27 protein-coding genes and 1 pseudogene are annotated in these 25283 nt (G+C 62.1%); 18 read left to right on the top strand and 10 right to left on the bottom strand.

The annotated features are described in order from the left end of the window. Positions 1 to 83 precede the first annotated feature (83 nt). The 3 genes from NKJ08_RS14515 to NKJ08_RS14505 form a co-directional block, all read right to left on the bottom strand. Positions 84 to 419 carry a hypothetical protein gene (locus NKJ08_RS14515; protein ID WP_352782030.1) on the bottom strand — a complete coding sequence of 112 codons (336 nt, stop codon included), beginning with the start codon at positions 417 to 419 and terminating at the stop codon, positions 84 to 86. Beyond that, positions 419 to 1612 (bottom strand): integrase family protein, encoded by a 1194-nt coding sequence (locus NKJ08_RS14510; protein ID WP_352782028.1) that lies wholly within the window; start codon positions 1610 to 1612, stop codon positions 419 to 421. Before NKJ08_RS14510 ends, NKJ08_RS14515 begins: the two co-directional genes overlap by 1 nt. Positions 1613 to 1899: 287 nt before the next feature. Then, positions 1900 to 2478, bottom strand: a complete 579-nt coding sequence (locus NKJ08_RS14505) for an NUDIX domain-containing protein (RefSeq protein ID WP_352526551.1) — start codon at positions 2476 to 2478, stop codon at positions 1900 to 1902. Positions 2479 to 2631: 153 nt separating this feature from the next. On the opposite strand from NKJ08_RS14505, the gene NKJ08_RS14500 reads away from it, so the two are divergent. The 8 genes from NKJ08_RS14500 to NKJ08_RS14465 all read left to right on the top strand — a co-directional run bounded on the left by NKJ08_RS14500 (position 2632) and on the right by NKJ08_RS14465 (position 9347). Further along, on the top strand, positions 2632 to 3738 hold the full coding sequence (locus tag NKJ08_RS14500) for an NADH:flavin oxidoreductase/NADH oxidase (protein ID WP_352526553.1): 1107 nt from the start codon (positions 2632 to 2634) through the stop codon (positions 3736 to 3738). 125 nt (positions 3739 to 3863) lie between these two features. After that, on the top strand, positions 3864 to 4181 hold the full coding sequence (locus NKJ08_RS14495) for an SH3 domain-containing protein (protein WP_352526554.1): 318 nt from the start codon (positions 3864 to 3866) through the stop codon (positions 4179 to 4181). A 59-nt stretch (positions 4182 to 4240) separates the two neighbouring features. Then, complete coding sequence (locus tag NKJ08_RS14490) at positions 4241 to 4534, top strand: DUF982 domain-containing protein (protein ID WP_352467305.1); 294 nt, start codon at positions 4241 to 4243, stop codon at positions 4532 to 4534. Between the two features lie 28 nt (positions 4535 to 4562). Next, positions 4563 to 4802: a DUF2188 domain-containing protein gene (locus NKJ08_RS14485; RefSeq protein ID WP_023674770.1), complete on the top strand. Its 240-nt coding sequence runs from the start codon at positions 4563 to 4565 to the stop codon at positions 4800 to 4802. A gap of 154 nt (positions 4803 to 4956) precedes the next feature. After that, complete coding sequence (locus NKJ08_RS14480) at positions 4957 to 6042, top strand: ABC transporter ATP-binding protein (protein WP_352777598.1); 1086 nt, start codon at positions 4957 to 4959, stop codon at positions 6040 to 6042. 38 nt (positions 6043 to 6080) lie between these two features. Then, complete coding sequence (locus NKJ08_RS14475) at positions 6081 to 7406, top strand: ABC transporter substrate-binding protein (RefSeq protein ID WP_352777596.1); 1326 nt, start codon at positions 6081 to 6083, stop codon at positions 7404 to 7406. Positions 7407 to 7600: 194 nt separating this feature from the next. Next, a complete protein-coding gene (locus NKJ08_RS14470) occupies positions 7601 to 8452 on the top strand; it encodes a carbohydrate ABC transporter permease (protein ID WP_502896011.1) in 852 nt (283 codons plus the stop codon). Position 8453: 1 nt separating this feature from the next. Next, entirely contained in the window at positions 8454 to 9347 is an 894-nt protein-coding gene (locus NKJ08_RS14465; RefSeq protein WP_352782024.1) for a carbohydrate ABC transporter permease, read from the top strand. 81 nt (positions 9348 to 9428) lie between these two features. Here NKJ08_RS14465 and NKJ08_RS14460 read toward each other — a convergent pair whose 3' ends face one another. Then, on the bottom strand, positions 9429 to 9707 hold the full coding sequence (locus NKJ08_RS14460) for a hypothetical protein (RefSeq protein ID WP_352777593.1): 279 nt from the start codon (positions 9705 to 9707) through the stop codon (positions 9429 to 9431). Between the two features lie 155 nt (positions 9708 to 9862). Then, a complete protein-coding gene (locus NKJ08_RS14455) occupies positions 9863 to 10849 on the bottom strand; it encodes an alpha/beta fold hydrolase (protein WP_352777590.1) in 987 nt (328 codons plus the stop codon). 148 nt (positions 10850 to 10997) lie between these two features. Here NKJ08_RS14455 and NKJ08_RS14450 point away from each other — a divergent pair, with 148 nt between their 5' ends. The 8 genes from NKJ08_RS14450 (at position 10998) to NKJ08_RS39030 (ending at position 19516) form a co-directional block, all read left to right on the top strand. Beyond that, positions 10998 to 11747, top strand: coding sequence for a competence/damage-inducible protein A (locus NKJ08_RS14450; RefSeq protein ID WP_352526566.1), 750 nt, complete (start codon positions 10998 to 11000; stop codon positions 11745 to 11747). Between the two features lie 79 nt (positions 11748 to 11826). Then, complete coding sequence (locus tag NKJ08_RS14445; RefSeq protein WP_352782021.1) at positions 11827 to 12660, top strand: universal stress protein; 834 nt, start codon at positions 11827 to 11829, stop codon at positions 12658 to 12660. Between the two features lie 229 nt (positions 12661 to 12889). Then, positions 12890 to 13390 (top strand): xanthine phosphoribosyltransferase, encoded by a 501-nt coding sequence (gene gpt, locus NKJ08_RS14440; protein ID WP_352526569.1) that lies wholly within the window; start codon positions 12890 to 12892, stop codon positions 13388 to 13390. A 221-nt stretch (positions 13391 to 13611) separates the two neighbouring features. Continuing rightward, on the top strand, positions 13612 to 14100 hold the full coding sequence (locus NKJ08_RS14435; RefSeq protein ID WP_352526571.1) for an NUDIX hydrolase: 489 nt from the start codon (positions 13612 to 13614) through the stop codon (positions 14098 to 14100). A 647-nt stretch (positions 14101 to 14747) separates the two neighbouring features. Beyond that, positions 14748 to 18506, top strand: a complete 3759-nt coding sequence (locus NKJ08_RS14430) for a vitamin B12-dependent ribonucleotide reductase (protein WP_352782019.1) — start codon at positions 14748 to 14750, stop codon at positions 18504 to 18506. A gap of 7 nt (positions 18507 to 18513) precedes the next feature. Further along, positions 18514 to 18714 (top strand): type II toxin-antitoxin system HicA family toxin, encoded by a 201-nt coding sequence (locus NKJ08_RS14425; RefSeq protein WP_352526575.1) that lies wholly within the window; start codon positions 18514 to 18516, stop codon positions 18712 to 18714. Positions 18715 to 18718: 4 nt separating this feature from the next. Then, the gene (locus NKJ08_RS14420) at positions 18719 to 18925 is read left to right on the top strand and encodes a type II toxin-antitoxin system HicB family antitoxin (RefSeq protein ID WP_352526576.1); all 207 of its coding nucleotides are present in this window, start codon (positions 18719 to 18721) and stop codon (positions 18923 to 18925) included. Positions 18926 to 19132: 207 nt separating this feature from the next. Continuing rightward, a complete protein-coding gene (locus NKJ08_RS39030) occupies positions 19133 to 19516 on the top strand; it encodes a hypothetical protein (protein ID WP_502896010.1) in 384 nt (127 codons plus the stop codon). Positions 19517 to 19719: 203 nt separating this feature from the next. Here the strand turns inward: NKJ08_RS39030 and NKJ08_RS14410 are convergent, their stop codons facing one another. Beyond that, positions 19720 to 20739, bottom strand: a complete 1020-nt coding sequence (locus NKJ08_RS14410) for a GH25 family lysozyme (RefSeq protein ID WP_352526580.1) — start codon at positions 20737 to 20739, stop codon at positions 19720 to 19722. A gap of 243 nt (positions 20740 to 20982) precedes the next feature. Here NKJ08_RS14410 and NKJ08_RS14405 point away from each other — a divergent pair, with 243 nt between their 5' ends. After that, on the top strand, positions 20983 to 21897 hold the full coding sequence (locus NKJ08_RS14405) for a hypothetical protein (protein ID WP_352777585.1): 915 nt from the start codon (positions 20983 to 20985) through the stop codon (positions 21895 to 21897). A gap of 13 nt (positions 21898 to 21910) precedes the next feature. On the opposite strand, the gene NKJ08_RS14400 is transcribed toward NKJ08_RS14405, so the two are convergent. The 4 genes from NKJ08_RS14400 to NKJ08_RS14385 all read right to left on the bottom strand — a co-directional run bounded on the left by NKJ08_RS14400 (position 21911) and on the right by NKJ08_RS14385 (position 24302). Further along, positions 21911 to 22123, bottom strand: a complete 213-nt coding sequence (locus tag NKJ08_RS14400; RefSeq protein ID WP_352526584.1) for a hypothetical protein — start codon at positions 22121 to 22123, stop codon at positions 21911 to 21913. 118 nt (positions 22124 to 22241) lie between these two features. Continuing rightward, complete coding sequence (locus NKJ08_RS14395) at positions 22242 to 22640, bottom strand: GFA family protein (RefSeq protein WP_352526586.1); 399 nt, start codon at positions 22638 to 22640, stop codon at positions 22242 to 22244. Positions 22641 to 22835: 195 nt separating this feature from the next. After that, the gene (locus NKJ08_RS14390) at positions 22836 to 23792 is read right to left on the bottom strand and encodes an alpha/beta fold hydrolase (RefSeq protein WP_352782016.1); all 957 of its coding nucleotides are present in this window, start codon (positions 23790 to 23792) and stop codon (positions 22836 to 22838) included. 24 nt (positions 23793 to 23816) lie between these two features. Further along, the gene (locus tag NKJ08_RS14385; RefSeq protein ID WP_352777582.1) at positions 23817 to 24302 is read right to left on the bottom strand and encodes an SRPBCC family protein; all 486 of its coding nucleotides are present in this window, start codon (positions 24300 to 24302) and stop codon (positions 23817 to 23819) included. Positions 24303 to 24482: 180 nt separating this feature from the next. Here NKJ08_RS14385 and NKJ08_RS14380 point away from each other — a divergent pair. Next, positions 24483 to 25208: pseudogene (locus NKJ08_RS14380) on the top strand (DDE-type integrase/transposase/recombinase); the annotation flags it as partial. Between the last annotated feature and the right edge of the window lie 75 nt (positions 25209 to 25283).

The following is a 25283-nucleotide window of genomic DNA, read 5'->3' as shown; positions in this document are numbered from 1 at the left end:
AAGAGCACCTTCCTCAACGGAAATGAACGGTGCTGATCTAGCTATGCCGAAAAAAACCCGCCTGAAAGACGAGAAAAATCATTCTATTTTTTCGTGGGTCGATAATCTCTGTGAGCTCGCGCAACCTTTTCTCGGGACCAACCCTTCTTTTTCGCAACCATTGCCCGCGCCTCCATCATCGGAATCCCTCGATTGATCCAGAACTCCACAGACCGGCCGGCCATTTGGTAGTCGGTGGATGGACGGCCGCGCGCTTTGAGTTCCAAACGATCGGGAAGAAAGTCGAGCAACCGGCGGCATACGTCCTTGATATCGTCCGGCTCAAGCTGTTTGAGATCGCCGCTGAGGTGCATGCGGCATAGCGTCGACAGAACTTCGTCGGGCAGCGGATGCTTAAAGCCGATACGATCACCGCCCATCACGGCTTGCCTATCGCCGCGACAACCTCGGCCGCTGGCCTGCCGAATATGTTGATCGCGCTTGCAGCCCTTTCAGCGCCGCGCCGTCCAAGACTCTCGCTTTTAGAAACGTAGCGGTTCGTCATGGCCAACGTTTTCCAGCCGAACGCTTCGCGCAATTCATGTGCCTGAGCGCCGCCAACTGCCGCCCATGTCGCAGCGGAGTGCCGTAGAACGTGTGGCGTGATCCCTTTGATCTCGGCGCGCTTGCAGACGTCCCCGAGCACTTCCCGCAAGTGTTTGTATGAGATCGGATAGAGGCCGGATCGGTTGGTGAAAACATAGCCGACGCGACCGTCCTGCCGGTCAATCAGGGCGGCGGCATCGGCCGCCAGCGACCGCGCTTGAGCGCCGGTCTTGGTGTCGCCAAGCTTGGCAACCAGCCGCTGAAGGTCAACCTCATCCCATCGTAGCAGCCGCGCCTCGGAAACACGCCAGCCCGAGACGGCAAGAAAGCGTATCAACTCGCCGGCCGCGCCCTCGACGTCGGTGAGGGCGGTGAGGAATTTCGGCAGATCATGCTCATCAAGCCAGTGATCGCGCGCCGTTTCGGAGTTGCGCTTGACGCCTCGGCAGGGATTGTCCTGTCGGATGCCTTCCTCGATCGCAAAAGTCATCATCGCGGAAAGCACGGCAAGGCCACGATTGGCGTCTGTCGGGTTGGCCCGCTTCTTGCGGTGAAACTCTTTCACCGTCGGCGTGGTAATGTCGACAACCCGCTTGCCCTTGAAGAAGGGCATCAGCACCCGGCGGATGCGCCCCTCATAGTCCTTTTGCGTGCCGGGCTTCTTCCTGTTGATATGGTGGCGGCGAAAATCCGTGACCAGTTCCTCGAATAACGGCTGCGCTTTCTTCGCGGCGCGAATCGCCGCCGGATCGTCTCCAACCTTGACGGCTTGGAGCATCTTCTTCGCTTCCTCGCGTGCGTCCTCGGCGGGGAAAGTGGCATAATCGCCAATAACGACCTTGCGCCGCTTGGGCTTGCTATCGGCCCCGCGCGTAAGGTGTGAGACGAAGAAGGTCTTGGCGAGCGAGCCGTCGGCCCGGCGGCGGACACGGAGTAGAAAGCCGGTGAGTTTGGTGTCGCGGAATAGCGCCTCGTCACGGCCTTCGAGTTTGATGCGGCGGACGAAATCCTCAGAAAGAAATGGCATGTGGACAAAAATCCCTTGAGTCGGCCAGGGTACACGTAGGGGTACACATTTGTTGTACCCGAATATGATTTTATATCAACTCACCCTTACAAAAATCCCTAGCAAAAGCCCGAATTTCCAAGGGTTTCCGACTATAAGGGTACATGAGCGAATACCGCTCGGAAAATTCTTAAAATCCCTCGATCTCTGATCGTACGGGTTCGATTCCCGTCGTCCGCACCAGATTGGTCTCGTTTGATATCCTTCGCCTCTCGGAGCCCAGGACGCTCAACCCAACTCCACCACCCTCACCCCCCGATCGGGTTCAGCTTCAGGTGCTGGATCAGGATGATGGTCTTGGCGTCGATGATGCTGCCGTTGTGGATGCCGGCCAGCGCCTCGTCGAGCGGCATTTCGAGAACCTCGATGTCCTCGCCTTCGTCATGCGCGCCGCCGCCGTCGGAAACGCGGTCGGCGGGCGAATAGCGGGCGACGAAGAACCAGAGCCGCTCGGTCACGCTGCCGGGGCTCATATAGGGCGAAAACAGCCGCTGCACGTCCTTCAACCGGTAGCCGAGTTCTTCCTCGGCCTCCTTGCGGATGCAGGTTTCGGGATCGTCTTCGTCGAGCAGGCCGGCGCAGGCCTCGATCAGTGGCTCGCCGTGGCCGGTGACATAGGCCGGATAGCGGAACTGCCGCACCAGAAGCACCGTCGAGCGCTGGGGATCGAAAGGCAGGATCACCGCGCCGTCGCCGCGATCGTAGGTCTGACGGGTGTGCGTTTCCCATTTGCCGTCGCGCCGGCGATAGTCGAAGACGGTCTTTTTCAAGACCGCCCATTCGTCGGAAAGCACTTCCTCAGAACGGATGCGAATGCGATCTTCCATGGTGGACTCCCTGATGCCGCGGCAAGGCGTAGCCGCGAACGGTGGTTCACGCAATCCGGCCAGCCATTGGTCTAGTGCGCCGGTTCACCCTCTCGTGTCTGGCGCATCTGCAAGTGGCTGCCTAAATAGCGGCAACCCTTTCCGGAGTTTTTTATGACCTCATCTCTTTTCCAGCCGATCACCCTCGACGGCCTCACCTTCCCCAACCGCATCGCCGTCGCGCCGATGTGCCAGTATTCGGCCGAGGACGGCTCGGCCAGCGACTGGCACCTCTATCACTGGATGAACCTGGCGATGTCCGGCGCCGGCATGGTCACTGTCGAGATGACCGACGTCGAACGGCGCGGCCGCATTTCGCATGGCTGTCTCGGCCTCTATTCCGAGGACAACGAGGCGGCGGCGCGACGCACGCTGGATGCAGCCAAGCGCGTCGCCGCGCCGGGCACGAAATTCGGTACGCAGCTTGCCCATGCCGGCCGCAAGGCCTCCAACCGCAAACCTTGGGAGGGCGGCGGCCCGCTGCACGCCGATCAGGATCCGTGGCCGATCGTGTCGGCCTCGGCGATCGCCTACGACACCGGCTGGCAAGTGCCGCGGGCGCTGGAGGATGACGAGATCCTGCAAATCATCGAACGCTTCGCCGAAGCGGCACGGCGGGCCGAGCGCGCCGGCTTCGACTTCATCGAGCTGCATGCCGCGCATGGCTATCTGATCTTCCAGTTCCTGTCGCCGCTCTCCAACCGGCGCACCGACCGGTGGGGCGGCTCGCTGGAAAACCGCATGCGTTTCGCCGTCGAGATCGCCAAGGCGGTGAAGCAGGCGGTGCCCAGGCTGATGCTGGGGGCGCGTCTGTCGATCAAGGAATGGGTCGATGGCGGCTTCGAGGTCGAGGATGCGATCGAAGTGGCAAAAGCGCTGAAGGAGGTCGGCGTCGCCTATCTCTGCTGCTCGAGCGGCGGCAACTCGCCGTTGCAGAAGCTGCCGACCGGCCCAGGCTACCAGGTGCATCTGGCCGAAGCGATGCGCAAGGCCACCGGCATCGCGACGCGGGCGGTCGGCCTGATCGACGATCCGAAACAGGCCGAGGCGATCGTCGCCGATGGGCGCGCCGACATGGTGGCGCTGGCGCGCGCCTTCCTTGCCGATCCGCGCTGGGGCTGGCGCGCCGCGGCCGCCTTCGGCGAGAAGATCCATCCGGCGCCGCAGCTTGCCCGCTCGGTGACGACGATGCAGCATTGGATGCGGGGCAGCACTGGATGAAGGCGGCGAACCGACGGCGGCGGGTTCGTCTCACTGGATAGGGCACCATAGCTTCGCTTTAATCCTCTGCCGGTGTAGAGTGGCCAGGGCTGCGGCTGAGCGCGGCGGGTCGGGGGAGCAGAGACATGTCGTTCAGGGGGACTTCCATTGCGGTCGTAGCCGCGGTTTTGGCCGGGCTGTCGTTCGCCGCATCGACGCCGGCCGGGGCGCAATATTGCGAAGGTACGGTGCACGGTCTTTCCAGGCACTACAGTCTGGCAACGGGAAGCGGCTTTCTCGCCGTTCGGGCGCGACCGAACTCGTCGTCGCGCATGATCGGGCAATTGTTCAACGGCGACCAAACCGAGATCTTCGACCGCCGCGGAAACTGGTACCAGGTCGATTTCGGCGGCCGCACCGGCTGGGCGAACGCACGCTGGCTGCGCAACGATTGCGACTATTGAGCTATTTTCGCCTGAGCTAAAATAGCTGCAACCAAATCGGCCGTTCCGCGTTGGCGGCGATGATGGACAGCAAGCCATTTGAAAAGCCTGTCGTGGTCGAGCTCGGCCATGTCGGCAAATATCGCCATATCCGCAGCGCCCAGGAGGCGGCGGAGTGCCTGATGACGGTCTGGCCACTCAATCGTGGGCCGCGTCATCGTGATGCCCTCGACACTTGCCTAAAAGTGCTGGAAGGTTATCGTTCGACGGCGGATGCGCGCCGGGCATTGATCGAAGCCGCCAGGGAATCGGACGTGCTGGTCGCAGACGACAGGCTGCCAGACGACAGACTGGCCGACGATAGGCTGCATTGAGGCAACGGGCTTTCAACCGGAGGGTTTCATGGCGAAACTGACCTACAAGATCGTCGAGCATGACGGAGGCTGGGCCTACAAGGTCGGCTCGACATTCTCCGAAACGTTCCCCACCCATCAGGACGCGTTGCGCGCCGCCGAGATCGCTTCGGCCGAACAGCAGGTCGCCGGCAATACCGACGGCATCCAGTACGAGGACGCCGACGGCAAATGGCACGACGAGCTCGCCGATGGCCGTGACAGGCCGCAAACCGAGGTTTCGGATTAGGACGAGGTCTTCAATTAGACTTGGGTCGCTTTACAGGCCGGTTTGGTAGCGCTACCGTTTTACGTCGCGCGTGACCAGGGAGGAGCTTGGTCGCGGTCCAGACAGGAAGCGGTTTCCTTCGAAGTCGTCGCAGGAATCAGTCGGGAGGAAATCGATGGCGTCTGTCGCGATCGGCGATGTCTACAAATCATTTGGGACCGTCGAGGTCCTGCACGGGGTCAGCGTCGATATAGACGACGGCGAGTTCGTCACGCTGGTCGGGCCTTCGGGTTGCGGAAAGTCGACCCTGCTCAGGATGATCGCCGGCCTGGAAAAGATCTCGCGTGGCCAGATCGCGATTGGGAAACGTGTCGTCAACAACGTTGCGCCAAAAGAACGCGACGTCGCCATGGTCTTCCAGAACTATGCACTCTACCCGCATATGACGGTCGCCGAGAACATGGCGTTCTCGCTGATGCTCAAGGGTGTTTCCAAGACAGAGAGCGATGCCGGCGTGCAGCGCGCAGCCGAAATTCTCGGGCTGGTGCCGCTGCTGTCGCGCTATCCGCGCCAGCTTTCCGGCGGCCAGCGCCAGCGCGTCGCCATGGGCCGGGCGATCGTGCGCGACCCGCAGGTCTTCCTGTTCGACGAGCCGTTGTCCAACCTCGACGCCAAGCTCAGGGTGCAGATGCGCGCCGAGATCAAGGAGCTGCACCAGCGCCTGAAGACGACGACGGTGTACGTCACCCACGACCAGATCGAGGCGATGACCATGGCCGACAAGATCGTCGTCATGCATGACGGCATCGTCGAGCAGATCGGGCCGCCGCTCGAACTCTACGACCGGCCGAACAACCTCTTTGTCGCCAGTTTCATCGGCTCGCCGGCCATGAATATGCTCAGGGGCGAGATCGCAACCGACGGTTCGCCGTTTTTTCGCGGCGCCGGAGGGATTTCAGTCCCGTTGGCCTCAGCACTTTCCATCGGCAATGGTGAGCCGGTAGTGCTGGGAATACGGCCCGAGCATTTACGGCTGTCCGACCATCAGGGCATTCCGGTCACCGTCGCGGTGGTCGAGCCGACAGGGTCCGAAGTGCAGCTCATCGGCCGCACCGCCGGCGGCGAAGAGATCGTCGCAAATTTCCGGGAACGCCATTCCTTCACGCCGGGCGAAACCATCCGGCTTACGGCCGAGCCTGGCCTCATCCATCTCTTTCACGGCGAAACCGGACAGCGATTCGAAACACTCATCGAGCAGTAGGACTGCACGGCAGGGACAATAAGCAGGAGGAAGCGAGCATGAAATTCACCAGACGCGACGTGATCCGCACCACCGCCGGCGCTGCGGCGGGAGCCTTGGGAAGCCGGCTCATCGGCTCTCCGGCCTTTGCCCAGGATGGATTGAAATACAAGCCCGAGGACGGCGCCAAACTCAGGCTGCTGCGCTGGTCACCTTTCGTGCAGGGCGACGAGGATCAATGGCTGGCCAACACCAAGCGCTTCACCGAAGCGACCGGCGTCGAGGTTCGCGTCGACAAGGAAAGCTGGGAGGACATTCGCCCCAAGGCGGCGGTCGCCGCCAATGTCGGCTCCGGCCCGGACCTGATGTTGGTCTGGTTCGACGACCCGCATCAATATCCCGACAAGCTGCACGACGTGACGGAGCTGGGCGAATATCTCGGCTCGAAATACGGCGGCTGGCACGACGGACCGCACCAATATGCGACACGCGAGGGCAAATTCATCGGCCTGCCGCTGGCCACCATCGGCAATGCCATAGTCTATCGTGAAAGCTGGGTGAAAGAGGCCGGCTTCTCCGAATTTCCGAAGGACACGGCAGGCTTGCTCGAGCTTTGCAAGGCGTTGCAGGCGAAGGGGCACCCGGCCGGCTTCACGCATGGCCACGGCGTCGGCGACGGCAACAACTACGCTCACTGGCTGCTGTGGAGCCATGGCGGTCAGATGGTCGACGAGAGCGGCAAGGTGACGATCAACAGCGCCGAGACGCTCAAGGCGATCGAATACGCGCAGCAACTCTACAAGACTTTCATTCCGGGCACCGAAAGCTGGCTCGACGTCAACAACAACCGCGCCTTCCTGGCCGGGCAATTGAGCGTCATCGCCAACGGCATTTCCGCCTACAACACCGCCAAGATCAACAAGGACAAGGATCCGAAGCTCACTGAGATAGCCAAGGACATCCGCACCACCAACCTGCCTATCGGTCCGGTCGGAAAATCCGTCGAGCTGTTCCAGGTGACCACGGCCGTCATCTTCGACTACACGCCCTACCCCAACGCGGCCAAGGCCTACCTGCAGTTCATGTTCGAGGATCCGCAAATGTCGCAGTGGATCACGTCCTCGGCGGGCTATTGCTGCCAGACGCTCAAGGCCTTCGACAACAACCCGGTGTGGACGGCCGATCCGAACAATGCCGCCTACGCCAAGGCCTCGGCGACGCTGCGGCCCAACGGCTATGCCGGGCCGCTCGGCTACGCCTCGGCGGCGACCATGGCCGATTATGTGCTGGTCGACATGTTCGCCAAGGCGGTGACCGGCCAGGCAACGCCGCAAGAGGCGATGGAAGAGGCCGAAAAGCGCGCAAACCGCTACTATCGCGTTTGAGCCGAGCTCAACCGGGCAGCCGCGACCGCGCTGCCCGGTTCGGCAATCGTGCACGGCCGCCCGGCCGATCAATGAGACCTTAGAGGAGCCGACCCATGGCCGTGACCTCCGCTGCCGCTCAGCCACGCCGGTCGACGCTGTCGCGCATTCTGACGTTTGTGTCTGAAAGTCATAACGCGCTTGGCTTCGGCTTCATGCTGCCGGCGGCGGCGTTGCTGCTGGTTTTCCTGACTTATCCGCTCGGGCTCGGCGTCTGGCTCGGCTTCACCGATGCCCGCATCGGCCGCCCCGGCATCTTCATCGGCTTCGAGAACTATGAATATCTATGGGATGACGCCGTCTTCTGGCTCTCCGTCTTCAACACCTTGCTCTACACGATCAGCGCCTCGATCCTGAAATTCGCGCTCGGCCTCTGGCTGGCGCTTATCCTCAACCAGAACCTGCCCTTCAAGTCGTTCTTCCGCGCGATCGTCCTGCTGCCATGGGTGGTGCCGACGGTGCTGTCGGCCATCGCCTTCTGGTGGATCTACGATTCGCAGTTCTCCATCCTGTCCTGGGCGCTTATGGAAATGGGCCTGATCGACCATCGCATCAATTTCCTCGGCGATCCGGAGAATGCGCGGGCTTCGGTCATCGCCGCCAATGTCTGGCGCGGCATTCCTTTCGTCGCCATCACGCTGCTTGCCGGCCTGCAGACGATTCCGCAGTCGCTCTACGAGGCCGCCACGCTCGACGGCGCCAGCCGCTGGCAATTGTTCCGCTATGTGACGCTGCCGCTGCTGACGCCGATCATCGCCATAACCATGACGTTTTCGGTGCTGTTCACCTTCACCGATTTCCAGCTGATCTATGTGCTGACACGCGGCGGGCCGGTGAATGCCACCCATCTGATGGCGACGCTGTCGTTCCAGCGCGGCATTTCCGGAGGCCAGCTTGGCGAAGGCGCCGCGATCGCAGTGGCCATGATCCCGTTCCTGTTGGCAGCAATCCTGTTCAGCTATTTCGGCCTGCAACGCCGCAAATGGCAGCAGGGCGGCGGAGATTGATATGACCGCGATCGAAACGAGCAAACGCCCGGAACTCGACGAAGGCGGCATGGGCTACCTGCAGAGCGTGCCGCGCCGCGTGGTGACGGTCTATCTGCCGCTGCTGGTATTCGTCATCGTGCTGTTGTTTCCATTTTACTGGATGACGATCACGGCGGTTAAGCCCAATCTCGAGATGACCGACTACGCCAATTTCAATCCGTTCTGGGTGGTGCATCCGACGCTCGAGCATATCCGTTATCTTCTCTTCGAGACGTCCTATCCGGGCTGGCTGCTCAACACGATCATCATCTCGACCGCCGCCACTTTCCTGTCGCTGCTGGCTGCGGTGTTCGCTGCCTATGCGATCGAGCGCTTGAGGTTTTCCGGGGCGCGGCAGGTCGGCCTCGCGGTCTTCCTTGCCTATCTCGTGCCGCCCTCGATCCTGTTCATTCCGCTGTCGGTGATGGTGTTCAACCTTGGGCTTTACGACACGCCCTTCGCTCTCATCCTCACCTATCCGACCTTCCTGATCCCGTTCTGCACATGGCTGTTGATGGGGTACTTCCGCTCGATCCCGTTCGAGCTGGAAGAATGCGCGCTGATCGACGGGGCGAGCCGCTGGCAGATCCTCACCAAGATCGTGCTGCCGCTGTCGGTGCCGGGCCTGATTTCCGCCGGCATTTTTGCATTCACCCTGTCATGGAACGAGTTCATCTACGCCTTGACTTTCATCCAGTCGTCCGAAAACAAGACTGTGCCGGTCGGCGTGCTCACAGAGCTGGTGCGCTCGGATGTCTATGAATGGGGGGCGCTGATGGCGGGAGCGCTAATCGGTTCACTGCCGGTGGTGGTGCTCTATTCGTTCTTTGTCGAACACTATGTTTCCTCGATGACCGGAGCCGTGAAGGAATAGCCGACATCGTGATTAGGTTGAGGTATTCCCGGCGGCCGGGATGCCCGAGGCGGGCACCCTGCCGGCCGAGATCGCGGCCGATTACTTGCCGCAGTATTGATCGTTGACATTGGTGTTGGCGTTGGCGTCGGGGCCAGGCGTGTGCGATGCGCAAGGACCGAGCGGGCTTGGAATGACCTGAGTGCCCGGACCCGAGTTCCCGCCATAGATGCTGCCGGTGGTGTTCCGATCGACCGGCTGCTCGTTTTCGTAGACCGGGCGATGACGGGTCTGGGAGGAGTATGTGTCCGACGATTGGGCCATCGCCGAACTGGCGATGCCGAGTGCGAACACCGAGGCAGCAAGAATTTTCGTAATCATAAAGTCTTCTCCGTTTCGGGGGAGGTTTCAGATGTCGTCGCCTTTCTGCGACGGGTCTACAACCTGTGGCTCGGCCCGAGGTTGCATTAAAAATTGTTAAGGTGGGCAGGCTTGGACACCTTTGCGTGAGGAATGCGTGAGGTTCCGGGAGCGTGTCAGCTGCTGGTGTCGGACTTCGGCGCAAATGCGCGGTCGGCAATGCGTTCGATGAAAGCGACGACCCGTTCCGGCTCGACGAATTGCGGCATGTGGCCAAGCCCCTCGACAGCCTCGAAATCGAGCCCCCTGATCTTTTCCACCACCGGCCAGCCATGGATATCGATGCCCAGCACGAGATCGGAAGCACCAAACAGAATGCCGGCCGGCATGGTGATCTCACCATAGCGTTGCTCGATGCGGCCAAGGTCGTGCTCGATGGCCACGACATCGGTCGATGTCGCGTAGAAATGGCTGGGCCTCAGCCCGCACCAGCCGCCGCCCTCGACCATATAGTCGGCCGGCGCCGTCTCCGGCGCGAAGATGAAGGCCAGCGTGCGTTCTGCATATTTGAGAGCCGCCGGGATCGCCACCGTATGAGCCATGATTCGGCGCCGCAACGGCGACTTAATGTATAGCGGGCCGAACTTCTCGCGCGCGTCCGGCTCCATATGGGTCAGCGGCGCCAGCAAGGCGATGCCGGAAATCGCCTCGGGATGCTCGACAGCCAGCGTCAGCGCGATGGCGCCACCCAGTGAATGGCCGACGATCAGCGGCTTTTCCAGTCCCAGCATTTCGATGAGGCGCCGCACGATTTCGGCCTGCTCGGGCAGCCGCCCGCTGGCGCCCCTGGCCCGCACCGAATAGCCGGAGCCCGGGCGGTCGAGCGCGATCAGCCGATAGTTCAGGCCGAAACGTCCGAACAGCGTGTGGCGGAAATGATGAAGCTGCGCGCCGAGGCCGTGCAGGAAGACGATCGGCCGCCCCTCGCCCGTCTCGACATAATGGATGCGGTTGCCGTCGATCTCGATGAATTTGCCGCTGGCCGGCACCAGCCTTTCGGCTTTCGCCGCAATCCGCCGCGTCGCCAGCAGCGGATAGGCTGCCACGACCAGCACCAGCAGAAATAGCGCGCCGAGCAGCAATAGCAGAATTAATACCGGCATTTTTCACTCAGCGCCCGAACCAGCGCGCAGCATCACCCGCCGCAGGTTCCACCGCAAGAGAGGTGGCACAGGTGGATCCGTCGTTTGGCGGCATTGCCGCCGGCGGTCCGCCGCGCTATCTCAGGCGACCCGTTTGCCGGAGCCCGCCATGACCGAAATCGTCACCGCCGCCATGCTCGTCATCGGCGACGAGATTCTGTCCGGCCGCACCAAGGACAAGAACATCGGCCACCTCGCCGACATCATGACGGCGATCGGCATCGACCTGAAGGAAGTGCGCATCGTTCCGGACGAGGAAGACGAAATCGTCGCTGCGGTGAATGCGCTGCGCGCCCGCTACACCTATGTTTTCACCACCGGCGGCATCGGCCCGACGCATGACGACATCACTGCCGATTCCATCGCCAAGGCCTTTGGTGTGCCGTGCGAATACGACGCCAAAGCCTACGCCCTGCTAGAAGCAAGCTACGCCGCCCGCGGCATCGAATACACCGAAGCGCGCAAGCGCATGGCGCGGATGCCGCGTGGGGCCGATCACATCGACAATCCGGTGTCGGTTGCGCCGGGCTTTCGCATCGGCAACGTCCATGTCATGGCCGGCGTGCCGGCGATTTTCCAGGCGATGCTCGACAATGTCGTGCCGACGTTGCGGGCCGGCACCAAAATGCTGTCGGCCACCGTGGAATGTCCGTTCGGCGAAGGCCTGATCGGCGGACCGCTGGGTGACATCCAGAAGGCGCATCCGGACACGATCATCGGCTCCTATCCTAAATATGGCGACGGCAAATTCTGGACCGAACTCGTGGTACGCGCCCGCAGCCAGCAGGCGCTGGATGCCGCACGGATCGACGTCCAGGCTATGGTGGCGGGTTTGACCAAGGCAAGCAGGGTGGGCTGATCGGCCGGTGTGTCGGAACCAAGCATCGCGCAGTGACGTTTGTCACGGGTAGGATCGCCGTAAGAAATGAGGGACTGCCATGCGATTCAAGACCATCGTCGCCATATTGCAGAATGAACCGGACGCCGAGCGCGTCCTCGACTGCGCGATTCCACTGGCCAGCCGGTTCCAGAGTCATCTGATCGGCATTCATGCCGAGGCGCTGCCCGTGCCCTACACCTCGGCCACCGGCTTTCCGGACACCGAGTTCCTGCAGGTTTCCGCCGACATGAACCGGGAGCGCGCCGAGAAATTGCAGGCGGCCTTTCTCAGGCGCGTCGAGAATTCCGGCCTCTCCTTCGAATGGCGCAGCCTCGAGAGTTTTTCCGGCGACAGCGCGCTGACCGGCATCTCGACCGTTCGCACCGCGGACCTGATCATCGCCGCGCAGCTCGAATCGAGCGGCGATCCGAGCGCCGACGTCGACACGCTGGTCTACGATGCCGGCCGGCCGGTGCTGGTGGTGCCGCATTCGGGTCCGCTGGTCACCAGCTTCAAGCACGTGCTGCTCGCCTGGAACGGCAGCAAGGAAGCCGCGCGCGCGGCCTTCGATGCCCTGCCCTTCATCATCGAGGCCGAGAAGACGGACATTGTCGTCATCGACCCGCCGGACACGCTCGAAGAGGCGCCGGAAACGGCCGGCGCCGAGATCGCCGCCTCGTTGTCCAGGCACGGCGCGACCGTCAGCGTCTCGGTGCTGAGGTCCGGAGGCGCCTCAGTCGACGACATCATCCAGACCAGGGTCGCCGAATCGGGTGCGGACTTGCTTGTGCTCGGCGCCTACAGCCATTCCTGGCTGCGCCAGCTGCTGTTCGGCGGGGTGACGCGAACGGTGCTGCGCACCGCGCCGGTGGCGGCCTTCCTGTCGCGTTAGAGCATGATCCCGAAAAGTGGAATCCGGTTTTCGGAAAGATCATGCTCAAGAAAAAAGAATAGAGCCCCATCCCGATTATGTCGGGATGGAACAGGCTCTAGGTCCACAGGGATCGCTGGCAGGACAATCGCTTTGCCGCGCCCTTGCCAAGGCCAAGCCTTTCCAGTTAATTCCGCGCGCATTCCACCATGTTCTAGCGCGCAATGCGCGCTTGCGGAGTGCGCGAGAGATGTCCCTGCCCGAAAAAGCCTTCCCGGTCTCCTGGGACCAGTTCCACCGCGACGCGCGCGCGCTCGCCTGGCGGCTTGCCGGCGCCAACAAGGGGCAATGGAAGGCGATCGTCTGCATCACGCGCGGCGGCCTGGTTCCGGCCGCCATCATTTCGCGCGAGCTCGGCATCCGCATCATCGAGACGGTCTGCGTCGCCTCCTACCACGACTACACCAGCCAGGGGCAGTTGCAGGTGCTGAAGGAGGTCACGCCGGCGCTGCTCGTGGATGACGGGGCCGGCGTGCTGATCATCGACGACCTTACCGACACCGGCAAGACGGCAGGCATCGTGCGCGCGATGATGCCCAAGGCGCACTTCGCCACCGTCTACGCCAAGCCGAAAGGCAGGCCGATGGTCGACACCTTCATCACCGAGGTCAGCCAGGACACCTGGATCTATTTTCCCTGGGACATGGGCTTCACCTACCAGAAGCCGATCGCCGACGACCACGCCGGCTGATTCGCGGCACCGCCGCTCATTGCAACCAGCCCGCCCAAGGCACCATCCGCAGCCGAGAAATGCCGGCTTGATGCTCGCGCGGCCGCCCCATTTGGGCGAGACCGGCGCAAATCGGCAGAATCTCGCTGGTCCATGAAACATTTTTTACTTTTATTGCTTATAATTAGCCGTAAGATTCATGAGACGGCAAATGATTCTGGAAGCTGGGGCAAGCTTCTCCGATGTTGACGAGGCCAACGACGCACAACCATCTGGCCGAAAGGGTCCAGCGACTCTTCGGCGCGGTGCCGAGTCGCCTGCAGGTTGCAGCGCTGCCTTGGCGCGATAGCGAGGACGGCGTGGAGGTCATGTTGATCACCAGCCGCGATACCGGCCGCTGGGTGCTTCCCAAGGGCTGGCCGGAAGCAAAGGAGCCGCTTTGCGAAGCAGCGGCACGCGAAGCCGGCGAGGAGGCCGGCCTGAGCGGCACGATCTCGCATCACGAGGCCGGCCGCTATTTCTATGCCAAGGTGCTGGCTACCGGCGAGGAAGTGCCATGCGAGGTCCTGGTGTTCCCGCTGCAGGTCGACAAGGTCGCCGACCGGTGGAAGGAAAAGCGGGCACGCACCCGCAAATGGGTCAGGGCCGCCGAGGCAGTGCGTATGGTCAACGAACCTGACCTCTCCCAGGTCATCGCCCATTTCTGCACGGATCCGCACCGGTTCTCCTGAGCCCGAGTCGCGCATAGCCGCGGTCAGGTGCCGCGAAGGCGGCGGCCGAAGCGCCTCCACGCAGAGCCGAACCTCCTCCGTTGCGCTCCGCTTCTATCCCCGTTATCCACATATGTGACACACAAGATGTTGGGGTCATAAAAGCTACGCAAACGAATCCTTGACGCCGCAAAACGAGTCGCCTTTTATAGGCCATGCGCTCCTGTTGAGAGCGCGACCGGAAAAGTTTCGAGCCCGGTCTTTTTCCCGGAATATGTGCGTTTTACCCGCATTCCTGCCTGTTCACGAGGCCGGCGGAGGCGTGGAATTTCGAAGCCTTTTTGGGGCGAAAGGGAGGATTGTCGGACTTGAATAAATTGTCTGTTAATACTATATTTAGTGTTTGCAGGTAGGTTCGACGCTAGATAATGTGAATTTCCCTCGATTGAGGGTGTTGCAAAAAGTTTTCAGTTTTTGAGGGACCCACAGGGTCCGTCAGCGCGTTGGACAGCGACCTCGCAAGAGGTTCGACCGGCAGGGCGGCGGAGACTGTGAAGATGAGAGCCGGCGGTTTTCGAACGCCGGCAGACGGCGGACATGCGCGTTTCGTCAAGAGGGCAGAAATCCTCTGGGAAAAGCGCTATATGTAGACAAAAGGGACCGGACCAATGCGCATCGAGCGTCGTTTCACCAAGCCAGGACAATCTGCCTACGCGGAGATCGAATTCCGCAAGGCGCTTTCCGAGATCAAGAATCCGGATGGCTCGGTGGTGTTCCGCTTGGACAACATCGATGTGCCGGCTCAGTTCTCCCAGGTTGCCGCCGATATCCTGGCGCAGAAATATTTCCGCAAGGCGGGCGTGCCCGCACGGTTGAAGAAGGTCGAAGAAACGCAAGTCCCCTCGTTCCTGTGGCGCTCCGTCGCCGACGAGGCGGAACTGGCCAAGCTGCCGGAAGCCGAGCGCTACGGTTCCGAGACCGATGCCCGCCAGGTCTTCGACCGGCTTGCCGGCACCTGGACCTATTGGGGCTGGAAGGGCGGCTACTTCAAGTCGGAGGATGACGCGCGCGCCTTCCGCGACGAGCTCGCCTATATGCTGGCCACCCAGCGCGTCGCGCCGAACTCGCCGCAATGGTTCAACACCGGCCTGCACTGGGCCTATGGCATCGACGGCCCGAGCCAGGGCCATTTCTATGTCGACCCGTTCACCGGCAAGCTGACCAAGTCGAAGTCTTCCTACGAGCATCCGCAGCCGCATGCCTGCTTTATCCAGGGCGTGCAGGACGACCTCGTCAATGAGGGCGGCATCATGGATTTGTGGGTGCGTGAGGCGCGGCTGTTCAAATACGGCTCCGGCACCGGCTCCAACTTCTCGATGCTGCGCGGCGAAGGCGAAAAGCTGGCCGGCGGCGGCCGCTCGTCCGGCCTGATGAGCTACCTGAAGATCGGCGACCGCGCGGCGGGCGCCATCAAATCGGGCGGCACGACGCGCCGCGCCGCGAAAATGGTCATTGTCGACGCCGACCATCCCGATATCGAGGAATTCATCGACTGGAAGGTCAATGAGGAGCAGAAGGTAGCCTCGCTGGTCACCGGCTCGAAGATCGTCAAGAAGCACCTCGAAGCGATCATGAAGGCCTGCATCAACTGCGAAGGCAATGGCGACGATTGCTTCGACCCGGCGGTCAACACCGCGCTGAAGCGCGAGATCAAGGCGGCCAAGAAGGACGCGGTGCCGGAGAACTACATTTACCGCGTCATCCAGTTCGCCAAGCAGGGCTACACCTCGATGTCGTTCAAGACCTACGACACCGACTGGGATTCGGACGCCTATCTCACCGTTTCCGGCCAGAACTCCAACAATTCGGTGTCGCTGAAGGACGATTTCCTGCGCGCCGTCGAGCAGGACGGCGACTGGCATCTCACCGCCCGCAAGGACGGCAAGGTGCTGAAGACACTAAAGGCGCGCGATCTCTGGGAAAAGATCGGCTATGCCGCCTGGGCGTCGGCCGATCCGGGCCTGCACTTCAACACGACGATGAACGACTGGCACACCTGCGCCTCGGCCGGTGCGATCCGGGCGTCCAACCCGTGCTCCGAATATATGTTCCTCGACGACACTGCCTGCAATCTGGCCTCGATCAACCTTCTGCCCTACCGCAACGCCGACGGCACCATCGACATATCAGCCTACGAGCACACGGTGCGGCTGTGGACCATGGTGCTGGAAATCTCCGTCATGATGGCGCAGTTCCCGTCGAAGGAGATCGCCAGGCTTTCCTACGAGTACCGCACGCTCGGCCTCGGCTACGCCAATATTGGCGGCCTGCTGATGACCTCGGGCATTCCCTACGATTCCGACGAGGGCCGCGCCATCTGCGCCGCGCTCACCGCGATCATGACCGGCACCGCCTATGCCACTTCGGCCGAAATGGCCGCCGAGCTCGGCGCCTTCCCCGATTATGACCGCAATGCGCAGAACATGCTGCGCGTCATGCGCAACCACCGCCGCGCTGCCTATGGCGAAAGGGACGGCTACGAGAAGCTTGCCGTCAACCCGGTGCCGCTGGTCGCATCGGATCTCAAGCAGCAGGAGCTTGCCGACCATGCCAAGGCCGCCTGGGACCGCGCCATTGAGCTTGGCGAGGAGCATGGCTATCGCAACGCACAGGCAACGGTGATCGCACCGACCGGCACCATCGGCCTGGTGATGGATTGCGACACCACCGGCATCGAGCCCGACTTCGCGCTGGTAAAGTTCAAGAAGCTCGCGGGCGGCGGCTACTTCAAGATCATCAACCGTGCCGTTCCGGAAGCGCTGCGCACGCTCGGCTATTCCGAGAGCCAGATCGCCGAGATCGAGGCCTATGCCGTCGGCCACGGCAATCTCAACCAGGCGCCTGCCGTCAACCCCGGCTCGCTCAAGGCAAAAGGTTTTACCGACGACAAGATCGCGGCGCTCAACGCCGCGCTGAAGTCGGCCTTCGACATCAAGTTCGTCTTCAACCAGTGGACGCTGGGCGCCGACTGGGTGAAGGAGACGTTTGGCTTCACCGACGAGCAGCTCAACGATTTCTCGTTCGAGATGCTGCCGGCGCTGGGTTTCTCGAAGAAGGACATCGAGGCCGCCAATATCCATGTCTGCGGGGCGATGACGCTGGAAGGCGCACCGTTCCTGAAGGCCGAACACCTGCCGGTGTTCGACTGCGCCAGCCCGTGCGGCAAGATCGGCAAGCGTTCGCTGTCGATCAACAGCCACATTATGATGATGGCGGCGGCGCAGCCCTTCATCTCCGGCGCCATTTCCAAGACCATCAACATGCCGAACGACGCGACGGTGGAAGACGCCAAAGGTGCCTACATGCTGTCGTGGAAGCTGGCGCTGAAGGCCAACGCGCTCTATCGCGACGGCTCGAAGCTCTCGCAGCCGCTCAACGCCTCGCTACTCGCCGACGGCGAGGAGGACGAGGACGAAGCCGTCGAGCAGCTGATCGCGGCACCGGCCGCGCAGCGCGCCGTGCAGGTGACCGAGAAGATCGTCGAGCGCGTCGTCGAGCGTCTCTACCGCGACCGCGAAAAACTGCCGAACCGCCGCAAGGGCTATACCCAGAAAGCGGTCGTCGGCGGCCACAAGGTCTATCTCAGGACCGGCGAGTTCGATGACGGTCGTATCGGCGAGATCTTCATCGACATGCACAAGGAAGGTGCGGCCTTCCGTGCGATGATGAACAACTTCGCCATCGCCATCTCGCTCGGCCTGCAATATGGCGTGCCGCTCGACGAATATGTCGAGGCCTTCACCTTCACCAAATTCGAGCCGGCCGGCATGGTGCAGGGCAACGACGCCATCAAGAACGCCACGTCGATCCTCGATTACGTGTTCCGCGAACTGGCCGTCTCCTATCTCGGCCGCCATGACCTCGCCCATGTCGACCAGTCGGACTTCGACAAAACCGCGCTCGGGCGCGGCATCAACGAAGGCAAGGCGACGCCCTTCTCCAAGGGCCTGACCCGCGGCGCCTCGCCGGTCAAGCTGGTGTCGGGTGCCGAGCCGAAAGGCTTTGCGGGTTCGGGTTCCGGAACTCCAGTCCGTACCGCCCCGACCGCCTTCTCCGGTTCCAACGTGCTGACGTTGAAGCCGGCCAGCGACGAAGCCATCGCCTACAAGCGCGACTACGAGGAGCGCGCCAGGGAACTGGTCGAGGACATCGTCTACGCGGAAGCGTCCGACCCGACGGAGCTGTTCACCGACGAAGCCGCGAAAGAAGCAGCCGAGGCCAAAGCGCTTGCCGCCAACCGGCGCCAGCAGTCGTTAATGCAGGGCTATACCGGCAACGAATGCTCGGAATGCCACAATTTCACGATGGTGCGGAACGGCACGTGTGAGAAGTGCGATACTTGTGGGGCGACGAGCGGGTGTAGCTGAGGAGCTGATGCCACCTCGGCTTACGGTCCGCGAGATTATTCGCCTGCTGGAGACCGACGGCTGGTACCTGGTTGCAACCAAGGGCAGCCATCGCCAATATAAGCATCAAATCAAAGCCGGCCGCGTCACCGTGGCCGGCAAGCCGTCTGAAGAGGTTGCGCCAGGAACCCTGAACAGTATCCTCAAGCAGTCCGGTTTAAAGGAGTGATGACATGCGCTACGCGGTGGTGATCGAAAAAGCCGGAAACAATTTTTCCGCTTACGTGCCGGACCTGCCTGGCTGCATCGCGACTGGTGCCACGGTGCCCGAAGTGGAAACTGAAATTCGCGCCGCAATACGCTTTCACATCGAAGGCTTGCGCGCCGATGGACTGGATGTGCCCAAAGGTGTCAGCCTGGCGGAATATGTCGAGGCATAGCGGGACGCCCTCCCTTCTCCCCTTGTGGGAGAAGGTGGCCGAGCGAAGCTCGGTCGGATGAGGGGTGTTCCAGCTTGGCAGCGACGCACTCCGTCCAACACCCCTCAACCGTCTTGGCGCAGCGCGCCAATCCAACTTCTCCCACAGGGGGAGAAGGGAAGACCGCGCTACCGCCACGGCTGCAAACTTTCATCTCGTACATAAGCGATGATGGTGTCACAGACGGCGTTTCAAATCCCGCAATACGTCGTCGTTCCAGAAGCGCAACACGCGAAAGCCCCTCGCCTTCAATTCGGCGTCTCGCTCTCCATCATGGTGCGAATCCGCGTGCTGGCTGCCATCGATCTCGACAATCAGTCTGGCCTCGGCGCAAATGAAATCGGCGATGAATTTGCCGACCGGAACCTGGCGCCGGAATTTGATGCCATCGAGCCTGCGTCCGCGCAGTTCATGCCACAGGCGGCCTTCCGCTTCCATCGGCTCGCGTCGCATCGAGCGGGCGAAACGACGTTTGGTCGGAGCAACGGGCTGATGCGGCATGGGACGACGTTATCCAATCCTGGGGACGACCTCCAAGGAATCCTCAGATAAGGGCCGACGTTCGAGACCAACCAAAGGGGGGATAGCGCGGCGCCCTCCCTTCTCCCCTTGTGGGAGAAGGTGGCCGAGCGAAGCTCGGTCGGATGAGGGGTGCTCCAGCTTGGCACCGACGCACTTCGTCCAACACCCCTCAACCGTCTTGGCGCTGCGCGCCAATCCACCTTCTCCCACAAGGGGAGAAGGGAAGAGCTGCCTCACTCCGCGTCGGCCACGTCCTGCCGTCCGCCAACCCAATCCCGCCAGGCCCTCTCGTCGCCATGGAACACGTTGAGGTCGATGCGGCCTCTTACCCCGTGCGACAGGCCGGAGCCGGAATATTGCCAGAACAGCCATTTGCGGCCGGGATAGACCTTTGACGGGTGCGCGGCCACGGCGCGTAGCCAGAAGGGGTAATCGGGGAAGGCGCCCCTGAGATTATCGCGGTAGAAATCAGGCGCGGTGTAGATGATCGGCCGCTGGCCGTAATGGCGTTCCAGCCTGTCCATGAACACCTGCATCTTCTCCAGCACTTTTTGGCGCGACGGGCGCCGCTTGCAGCTGGATTCGCCGTTCCACTCGACATCGATCACCGGCGGCAGCGCACCCTCGACCCGCGGCACGTTGCGGATGAACCAGTCGGCTTGCTCGCCGGCGGTGCGGCACCAGTAGAAGAAATGGTAGGCGCCGCGCTTCAGGCCCGCGGCGTCGGCATTGCGCCAGTTCCTGGTGAACATCGGGTCGAGATGGTCGCCCCCGTCAGTCGCCTTGATATAGGCGAAGTTGGCGCCCTGGGCGCGCAGCTTTTGCCAGTTCACATTGCCCTGCCAGCGCGAGACGTCGACGCCGTGGATGGCAAGGCGCCTGGGCGAGGATGCCTTGCCAAAATTGATCGGCTTGGCATCGCGAAAACCATAGCGCGTGACCGGCCCGGCAAGCATTGCTGGCGCTGCGCGTGTCAGCCGCCTCGGCGGCGATACCAGCGCGATCACCTCGGCCGGTGGCTCGACGCTTTGGTCGGGCTCCGCGATAGCGACCGGCTGTTCGTCCTGCTCCTGTTCCGCAAAAGCGGGCGCAGCATCGACTTTCGCCGCAGAGGCGATCGGCGCGGGTGGCCGCACAACCGAGCTGGTGGTCTCGCTGGACGGCACTTGCAGCGCATCGACGCCGGAGGTCGACGTGCAGCCGGCAAGGCACAGCGCTGCGATCGAGAAGATGACGACGCCTGATAACCGCATCTGGACCTGTACGCAAAACACAACAGACCGAAGGCAGGACAACGCCGCCGGACAAACCAAGCTGGATTCCTAACAAGAAACTACCAACAAAGTTTGAATCGAATTGTTAGGGCTTGCATCGGGACGTCGGCCGGCCCTCCAACGTTCGGCCACGTCGCTGCCTCGCAATCCCGCTTGACAACTCACGGCATGAGATTAATCTCCGCTAATCTTACAGTGTAAGGCCATACTTGGGAGGAAGACATGCAGCCCGCCGCCCTGTCAGAGTTGCCGCCCTTAGTCCCGCCGGAGCCACACTCGCCCGCCATCGGAATCAACGAGATATCCCGCGATCTCAGCCGCGCCATCGAAAGCGCCGAGGTCGATGCCTGGCTCGATCTTTATCGTGCCGCCCCGGCAGACTTTGCCGAAAGGCAAGGCCTGGCGATCGCCGAAGATGGCGATCTCGTCTGGACCACCTGCACGAAGATCCCGTTCATCCATTTCAACTGTGTCAAGAATTTCGGTGTCGATAGCGCTGCTACCGAGAGCCGGCTCGACGCGCTTCTGGCGCATTATCGCGACGCCGGCATTCTGCGGCCCTGGTTCTACACCAACCCACACACCGAGCCCGCGACGCTCAGCTGCTGGCTCGAGGCGCGCGGCCTGCAGCGTCAGGGCGGCTGGGAGCGCATCTTTCGCGACGGCACGCCATTGCCCGCTGAGCCGCTTTTCCCGACGGAGGATGTCTCGGTCGAGCGGGTGACGCCGGCAACGGCAAGGGAATGGGCTGGGTTCATCGACAGCCAATATCGGTTGCCGACCTCACCGTGGTTGCTGGCGCTGGCCGGTCGACGCGGCTGGCATCATTACATGCTGCGGCGGGAAGGCGCGGTGGCAGCGGTGCGCTCGATGTTCATCGGCGCCGACGGCATGGCCTGGAGCGGCATCGACGCGCCGGTGCCCGGCATCATGGCGCCGAGCTTCGACCTCGATGCAATGCTCGGCGAAGCGATGGTGCGCGACGGACTTGCGGCCGGTGCAAAACTGTTCGTGGCCGATATCGAGGCGCCGCGAGCCGAACGCGACGGGCCAGCCTATCGCAACTATGCACGCCTCGGCTTCAAGCTTGCCTATTTCCGCAGCCATTACAGCTATTTGCCGGCAAATTCCGGCTGACCGCTTGAAGACCCTAGCTGCACAGCCACAGCTTGTGGCAGGTCGTGGCCATCATGTGGGCCGGCGGTACAAAGCGATCGTTGACCGGCGCATCATCGTCTACCCGGCGGACCTTTTCTTCGAGCAGCGTGCGAAGTTCCGCCGGTTGCACGCGGTCGCGCTCCATCACCAGCTTGACCATCGGATCGCTCAAGAGTTCATCCAGGGTGTTGATGCTATCGTTCATCCGTCGCCTCCTCGACTGCCCGCCCGCCCGCCATAGATAGGCAGCAATGATGGCCCGCCAATGACGCTTTGCCGGCTATCTCGTGTCGCTCCGGATTAAATTTTGGACAGATTTCGCCTCATGCCGGCGGCGGCGCGCCTTCATATTGCGGCAGGCCGTCGTCGATCTGCACCCAGGGCTGCTTCGAGGCGGTCCAGATATGCATTTCAGGCCTGAACACCGAGGGATCGTCGAGCGAGCCGGTGGTGACGCCGATGATGCCGGCGGAATCGCGCCGGGAAAACATCGTCGTGCCGCAGCGCGGGCAAAAGCCGCGCTTGAGATCGGGCGAGGAATTCACCGTCGCCAGCGGTCCGTCGACCGTCACATCATCGATGCGGAACAGCACGCGCGCGTTGAAGGCGGCACCCAGCGCCTTCTGACACAGCCGGCAATGGCAGATGCGCTCATTGATCGGTGCCGCCTCGGCGCGGTAGCGCACCGCCCCGCACAAACACCCGCCCTGATACCCAACCATCGCCCGAGTCCCTTCCCTGTGAGAATGGGTGGCATACCTATCGATAGGCGTGGCAGCGTCAATTGAAAAGCTTTGATGGCGCCATCTATAGCTCTGATCCGGCCGACATGCGATTGGCCCGATGCGTCGGCCAAGGCCTCATAGATGAAAACCGGCCATCTCGCAGGAGACGGCCGGCAGACAATTGACTGGGCGTCAGTTCGTTTCGTTGACAACCTCGTCCCAGGTCTTGACCTTGGTCTCGCCATTGAGGAACGGCAGCGCGGCGGCTGTCAGTTCCGGCGCGAAGAACACATCGTAGTGGGTGCGGTTGGACAGGATCGCCAGGCGGTTCTGCGACAGGTTCTCGCGCATCCAGCCGGCGTCCTTCAATCCGCCGCCGAGCAGCTGGTAGAACTTGATCTCGTGCTCGGGCCGGTACATGTCGCCGTCAGCGAAAACCAGCATCACCGGCATTTTCAGCTTCTGCACGTCGGCGGAATAGTCGTAGTCCTTGCGCATATGGGCGCCGAGCTGGTCGAGCAGTTTCGGAAAATCCTCCGGATGCGGCGCAACCGCGACGTAGGATTTGTACATCGGCGTGTCCTTCATCATGTCGGCCATCGCCGCGCCGACCTGTGCCTGCTGGCCACGCATCTCGGCATAGAAGCCGTCCGCGGCGTAGCCGGTCGAGACCAGCACCAGCCAGCGCACCGTTTGGGGATGCTGGACGGCCATGCGGAAGGCGACGCCGCCACCCAGCGAATAGCCCATGACGTCGACCTTGTGGTAGCCGAGCGCCTTGACGATCGCCGCCACGTCGTCGCCCATCGCCTCCAGGCTGAGCGGCCGGTCGCCGAGTGCGGTGCGGCCATGGCCCTGCAGGTCAATGCCGATAACGGTGCGGTTTTCGGCAAGTTTTGGCAGGATCGGCGCGAACATGTCGGTCGTGCCGAGGCCGCCATGCAGTAGAAGCAGCGGCTCGCCCTTGCCGTAGACGGCGTAATAATAGTTCAGACCGTTGATCGGCAGCAGGCCGGATTTTTCCGGCTTCGGCAATGTTGCGGTTGCGGTCGTCATGGCGGGCTTGGCCTCCTCTGCGTTGATGGTGCCCGGCGCGGCAAACAGCGCGGCGGCCGAGGCGAAAATGGCGAAAAACATCGATCTGGACATATCAACCTCCCTCTCCCGTTTGCATCAAAGTCGCTTGGCGACCTCCTCAAGCTGTTCGGCGCACTGGCCCCAGCCCTCGTGAAAACCCATTTTCTCGTGCTGTTCGCGGTCGGCGACCGACCAATGCGCAACCCGGGCGATATAGCGGGTCTTGCCCTCGCCCACGTCCTCGAGTGTCACAACGCCAGTCATGAACGGTTTTGCGGAAGGCTCCCACGCCTTGGTATAGGCATCGGTGAAGACGAGCTTCCTGCCCGGCACGACTTCGAGGAAGACGCCAGGGTTCGCAAATTCGTTGCCGTCGGGACCGGCCATGACGACCAGGCTGGTGCCGCCGGCGCGAACGTCCATCTCTGCGCGTGGCGTCGTCCACGGCTTCGGCGCGAACCATTGCGTCAAGAGCTTGGGCTCGGTCCAGCAGCGATAGACGTTCTCGCGCGGCGCATCGATGATGCGGGCGAGTACCAGTTCGCGGTCGGAGTCGGGGGCGATATCGAGCTTGGTGGTCATGGTGTTTCCTCACATGTCGGTTTTGGCTTTCGTGTCTAGGACGAACCGACAAGACGCAAGCCGACACGGTCCGCGAAAAAATCCGCGGGACCGGCGATTCGAACGACCAAACTGGGAGCCTAGTTGTTTGATCTCAGGCTTTAATGGCGCACCATTGTCGTCCGAATCAAAGGACGCGCTATGGGACAGATTCTACACGGCCGCGCCACGACGACAGAGGCGGTCCGTCGAGCAATACAGCATAGTCAAGAGAGCCTGAGGGCACTGGCCAAGCGCTATGGCATCGATCAGAAGACGGTTGCGAAGTGGCGGAAGCGGCCGTCGACCGCCGATCTTCCGACCGGCCCGAAGGAGCCGAGGTCGACAGTGCTGTCCCTCGAAGAGGAAGCGGCCATCGTCGCCTTTCGCAAGCACACGCTGCTGGCGCTGGATGATTGTCTGCATGCGCTTCAGCCGACGATCCCGCATCTGACGCGCTCGTCATTGCATCGTTGCCTTCAGCGTCATGGCATTTCGAGGCTGCCGCAGCTGGATGCTGACAAGCCGGCCAAGAACAAGTTCAAAGCCTATCCGATCGGCTATTTCCACATCGACATCGCCGAGGTGCAGACCGCCGAGGGCAAGCTGCGTCTCTTCGTTGCCATCGATCGAACGTCCAAGTTCGCTTATGTGCAATTGCACGAGACGGCGGGCAAAATGGCGATGGCCTAGTTCCTTCGGGATCTGATCGCGGCCGTGCCCTATGCCATCCATACCATTCTGACCGACAACGGCATCCAGTTCACCAACCGGAGCTGCGATCGGCACGCCTTCGAGCACATCTTCGACGGCGTCTGCGACGAACATGGCATCGAGCACAGGCTCACAAAGATCAACCATCCCTGGACCACTGATGTGATCGACAAGAGCCTTTTTGATAAATCTGCGCTATTCTCCTGTCGCGCACGGACGACCGCGTGGCGAAGAGCAGGGTCCGAGGTG

The organism is Mesorhizobium sp. M0244 (genome assembly GCF_040321795.1).
In the GTDB taxonomy this organism is placed as follows: Bacteria; Pseudomonadota; Alphaproteobacteria; order Rhizobiales; family Rhizobiaceae; genus Mesorhizobium.
Note: the sequence above shows the minus strand (reverse complement) of the source record. Positions and strands in the feature narration are given on the sequence as shown.

Excerpts from the sequence above, each read along its gene's own strand:
- NKJ08_RS14515 (WP_352782030.1), bottom strand. The coding sequence starts at position 419 with ATGGGCGGTGATCGTATCGGCTTTAAGCATCCGCTGCCCGACGAAGTT.
- NKJ08_RS14510 (WP_352782028.1), bottom strand. The coding sequence starts at position 1,612 with ATGCCATTTCTTTCTGAGGATTTCGTCCGCCGCATCAAACTCGAAGGC.
- NKJ08_RS14505 (WP_352526551.1), bottom strand. The coding sequence starts at position 2,478 with ATGGAAGATCGCATTCGCATCCGTTCTGAGGAAGTGCTTTCCGACGAA.
- NKJ08_RS14500 (WP_352526553.1), top strand. The coding sequence starts at position 2,632 with ATGACCTCATCTCTTTTCCAGCCGATCACCCTCGACGGCCTCACCTTC.
- NKJ08_RS14495 (WP_352526554.1), top strand. The coding sequence starts at position 3,864 with ATGTCGTTCAGGGGGACTTCCATTGCGGTCGTAGCCGCGGTTTTGGCC.
- NKJ08_RS14490 (WP_352467305.1), top strand. The coding sequence starts at position 4,241 with ATGATGGACAGCAAGCCATTTGAAAAGCCTGTCGTGGTCGAGCTCGGC.
- NKJ08_RS14485 (WP_023674770.1), top strand. The coding sequence starts at position 4,563 with ATGGCGAAACTGACCTACAAGATCGTCGAGCATGACGGAGGCTGGGCC.
- NKJ08_RS14480 (WP_352777598.1), top strand. The coding sequence starts at position 4,957 with ATGGCGTCTGTCGCGATCGGCGATGTCTACAAATCATTTGGGACCGTC.
- NKJ08_RS14475 (WP_352777596.1), top strand. The coding sequence starts at position 6,081 with ATGAAATTCACCAGACGCGACGTGATCCGCACCACCGCCGGCGCTGCG.
- NKJ08_RS14470 (WP_502896011.1), top strand. The coding sequence starts at position 7,601 with ATGCTGCCGGCGGCGGCGTTGCTGCTGGTTTTCCTGACTTATCCGCTC.
- NKJ08_RS14465 (WP_352782024.1), top strand. The coding sequence starts at position 8,454 with ATGACCGCGATCGAAACGAGCAAACGCCCGGAACTCGACGAAGGCGGC.
- NKJ08_RS14460 (WP_352777593.1), bottom strand. The coding sequence starts at position 9,707 with ATGATTACGAAAATTCTTGCTGCCTCGGTGTTCGCACTCGGCATCGCC.
- NKJ08_RS14455 (WP_352777590.1), bottom strand. The coding sequence starts at position 10,849 with ATGCCGGTATTAATTCTGCTATTGCTGCTCGGCGCGCTATTTCTGCTG.
- NKJ08_RS14450 (WP_352526566.1), top strand. The coding sequence starts at position 10,998 with ATGACCGAAATCGTCACCGCCGCCATGCTCGTCATCGGCGACGAGATT.
- NKJ08_RS14445 (WP_352782021.1), top strand. The coding sequence starts at position 11,827 with ATGCGATTCAAGACCATCGTCGCCATATTGCAGAATGAACCGGACGCC.
- gpt (WP_352526569.1), top strand. The coding sequence starts at position 12,890 with ATGTCCCTGCCCGAAAAAGCCTTCCCGGTCTCCTGGGACCAGTTCCAC.
- NKJ08_RS14435 (WP_352526571.1), top strand. The coding sequence starts at position 13,612 with ATGTTGACGAGGCCAACGACGCACAACCATCTGGCCGAAAGGGTCCAG.
- NKJ08_RS14430 (WP_352782019.1), top strand. The coding sequence starts at position 14,748 with ATGCGCATCGAGCGTCGTTTCACCAAGCCAGGACAATCTGCCTACGCG.
- NKJ08_RS14425 (WP_352526575.1), top strand. The coding sequence starts at position 18,514 with ATGCCACCTCGGCTTACGGTCCGCGAGATTATTCGCCTGCTGGAGACC.
- NKJ08_RS14420 (WP_352526576.1), top strand. The coding sequence starts at position 18,719 with ATGCGCTACGCGGTGGTGATCGAAAAAGCCGGAAACAATTTTTCCGCT.
- NKJ08_RS39030 (WP_502896010.1), top strand. The coding sequence starts at position 19,133 with ATGATGGTGTCACAGACGGCGTTTCAAATCCCGCAATACGTCGTCGTT.
- NKJ08_RS14410 (WP_352526580.1), bottom strand. The coding sequence starts at position 20,739 with ATGCGGTTATCAGGCGTCGTCATCTTCTCGATCGCAGCGCTGTGCCTT.
- NKJ08_RS14405 (WP_352777585.1), top strand. The coding sequence starts at position 20,983 with ATGCAGCCCGCCGCCCTGTCAGAGTTGCCGCCCTTAGTCCCGCCGGAG.
- NKJ08_RS14400 (WP_352526584.1), bottom strand. The coding sequence starts at position 22,123 with ATGAACGATAGCATCAACACCCTGGATGAACTCTTGAGCGATCCGATG.
- NKJ08_RS14395 (WP_352526586.1), bottom strand. The coding sequence starts at position 22,640 with ATGGTTGGGTATCAGGGCGGGTGTTTGTGCGGGGCGGTGCGCTACCGC.
- NKJ08_RS14390 (WP_352782016.1), bottom strand. The coding sequence starts at position 23,792 with ATGTCCAGATCGATGTTTTTCGCCATTTTCGCCTCGGCCGCCGCGCTG.
- NKJ08_RS14385 (WP_352777582.1), bottom strand. The coding sequence starts at position 24,302 with ATGACCACCAAGCTCGATATCGCCCCCGACTCCGACCGCGAACTGGTA.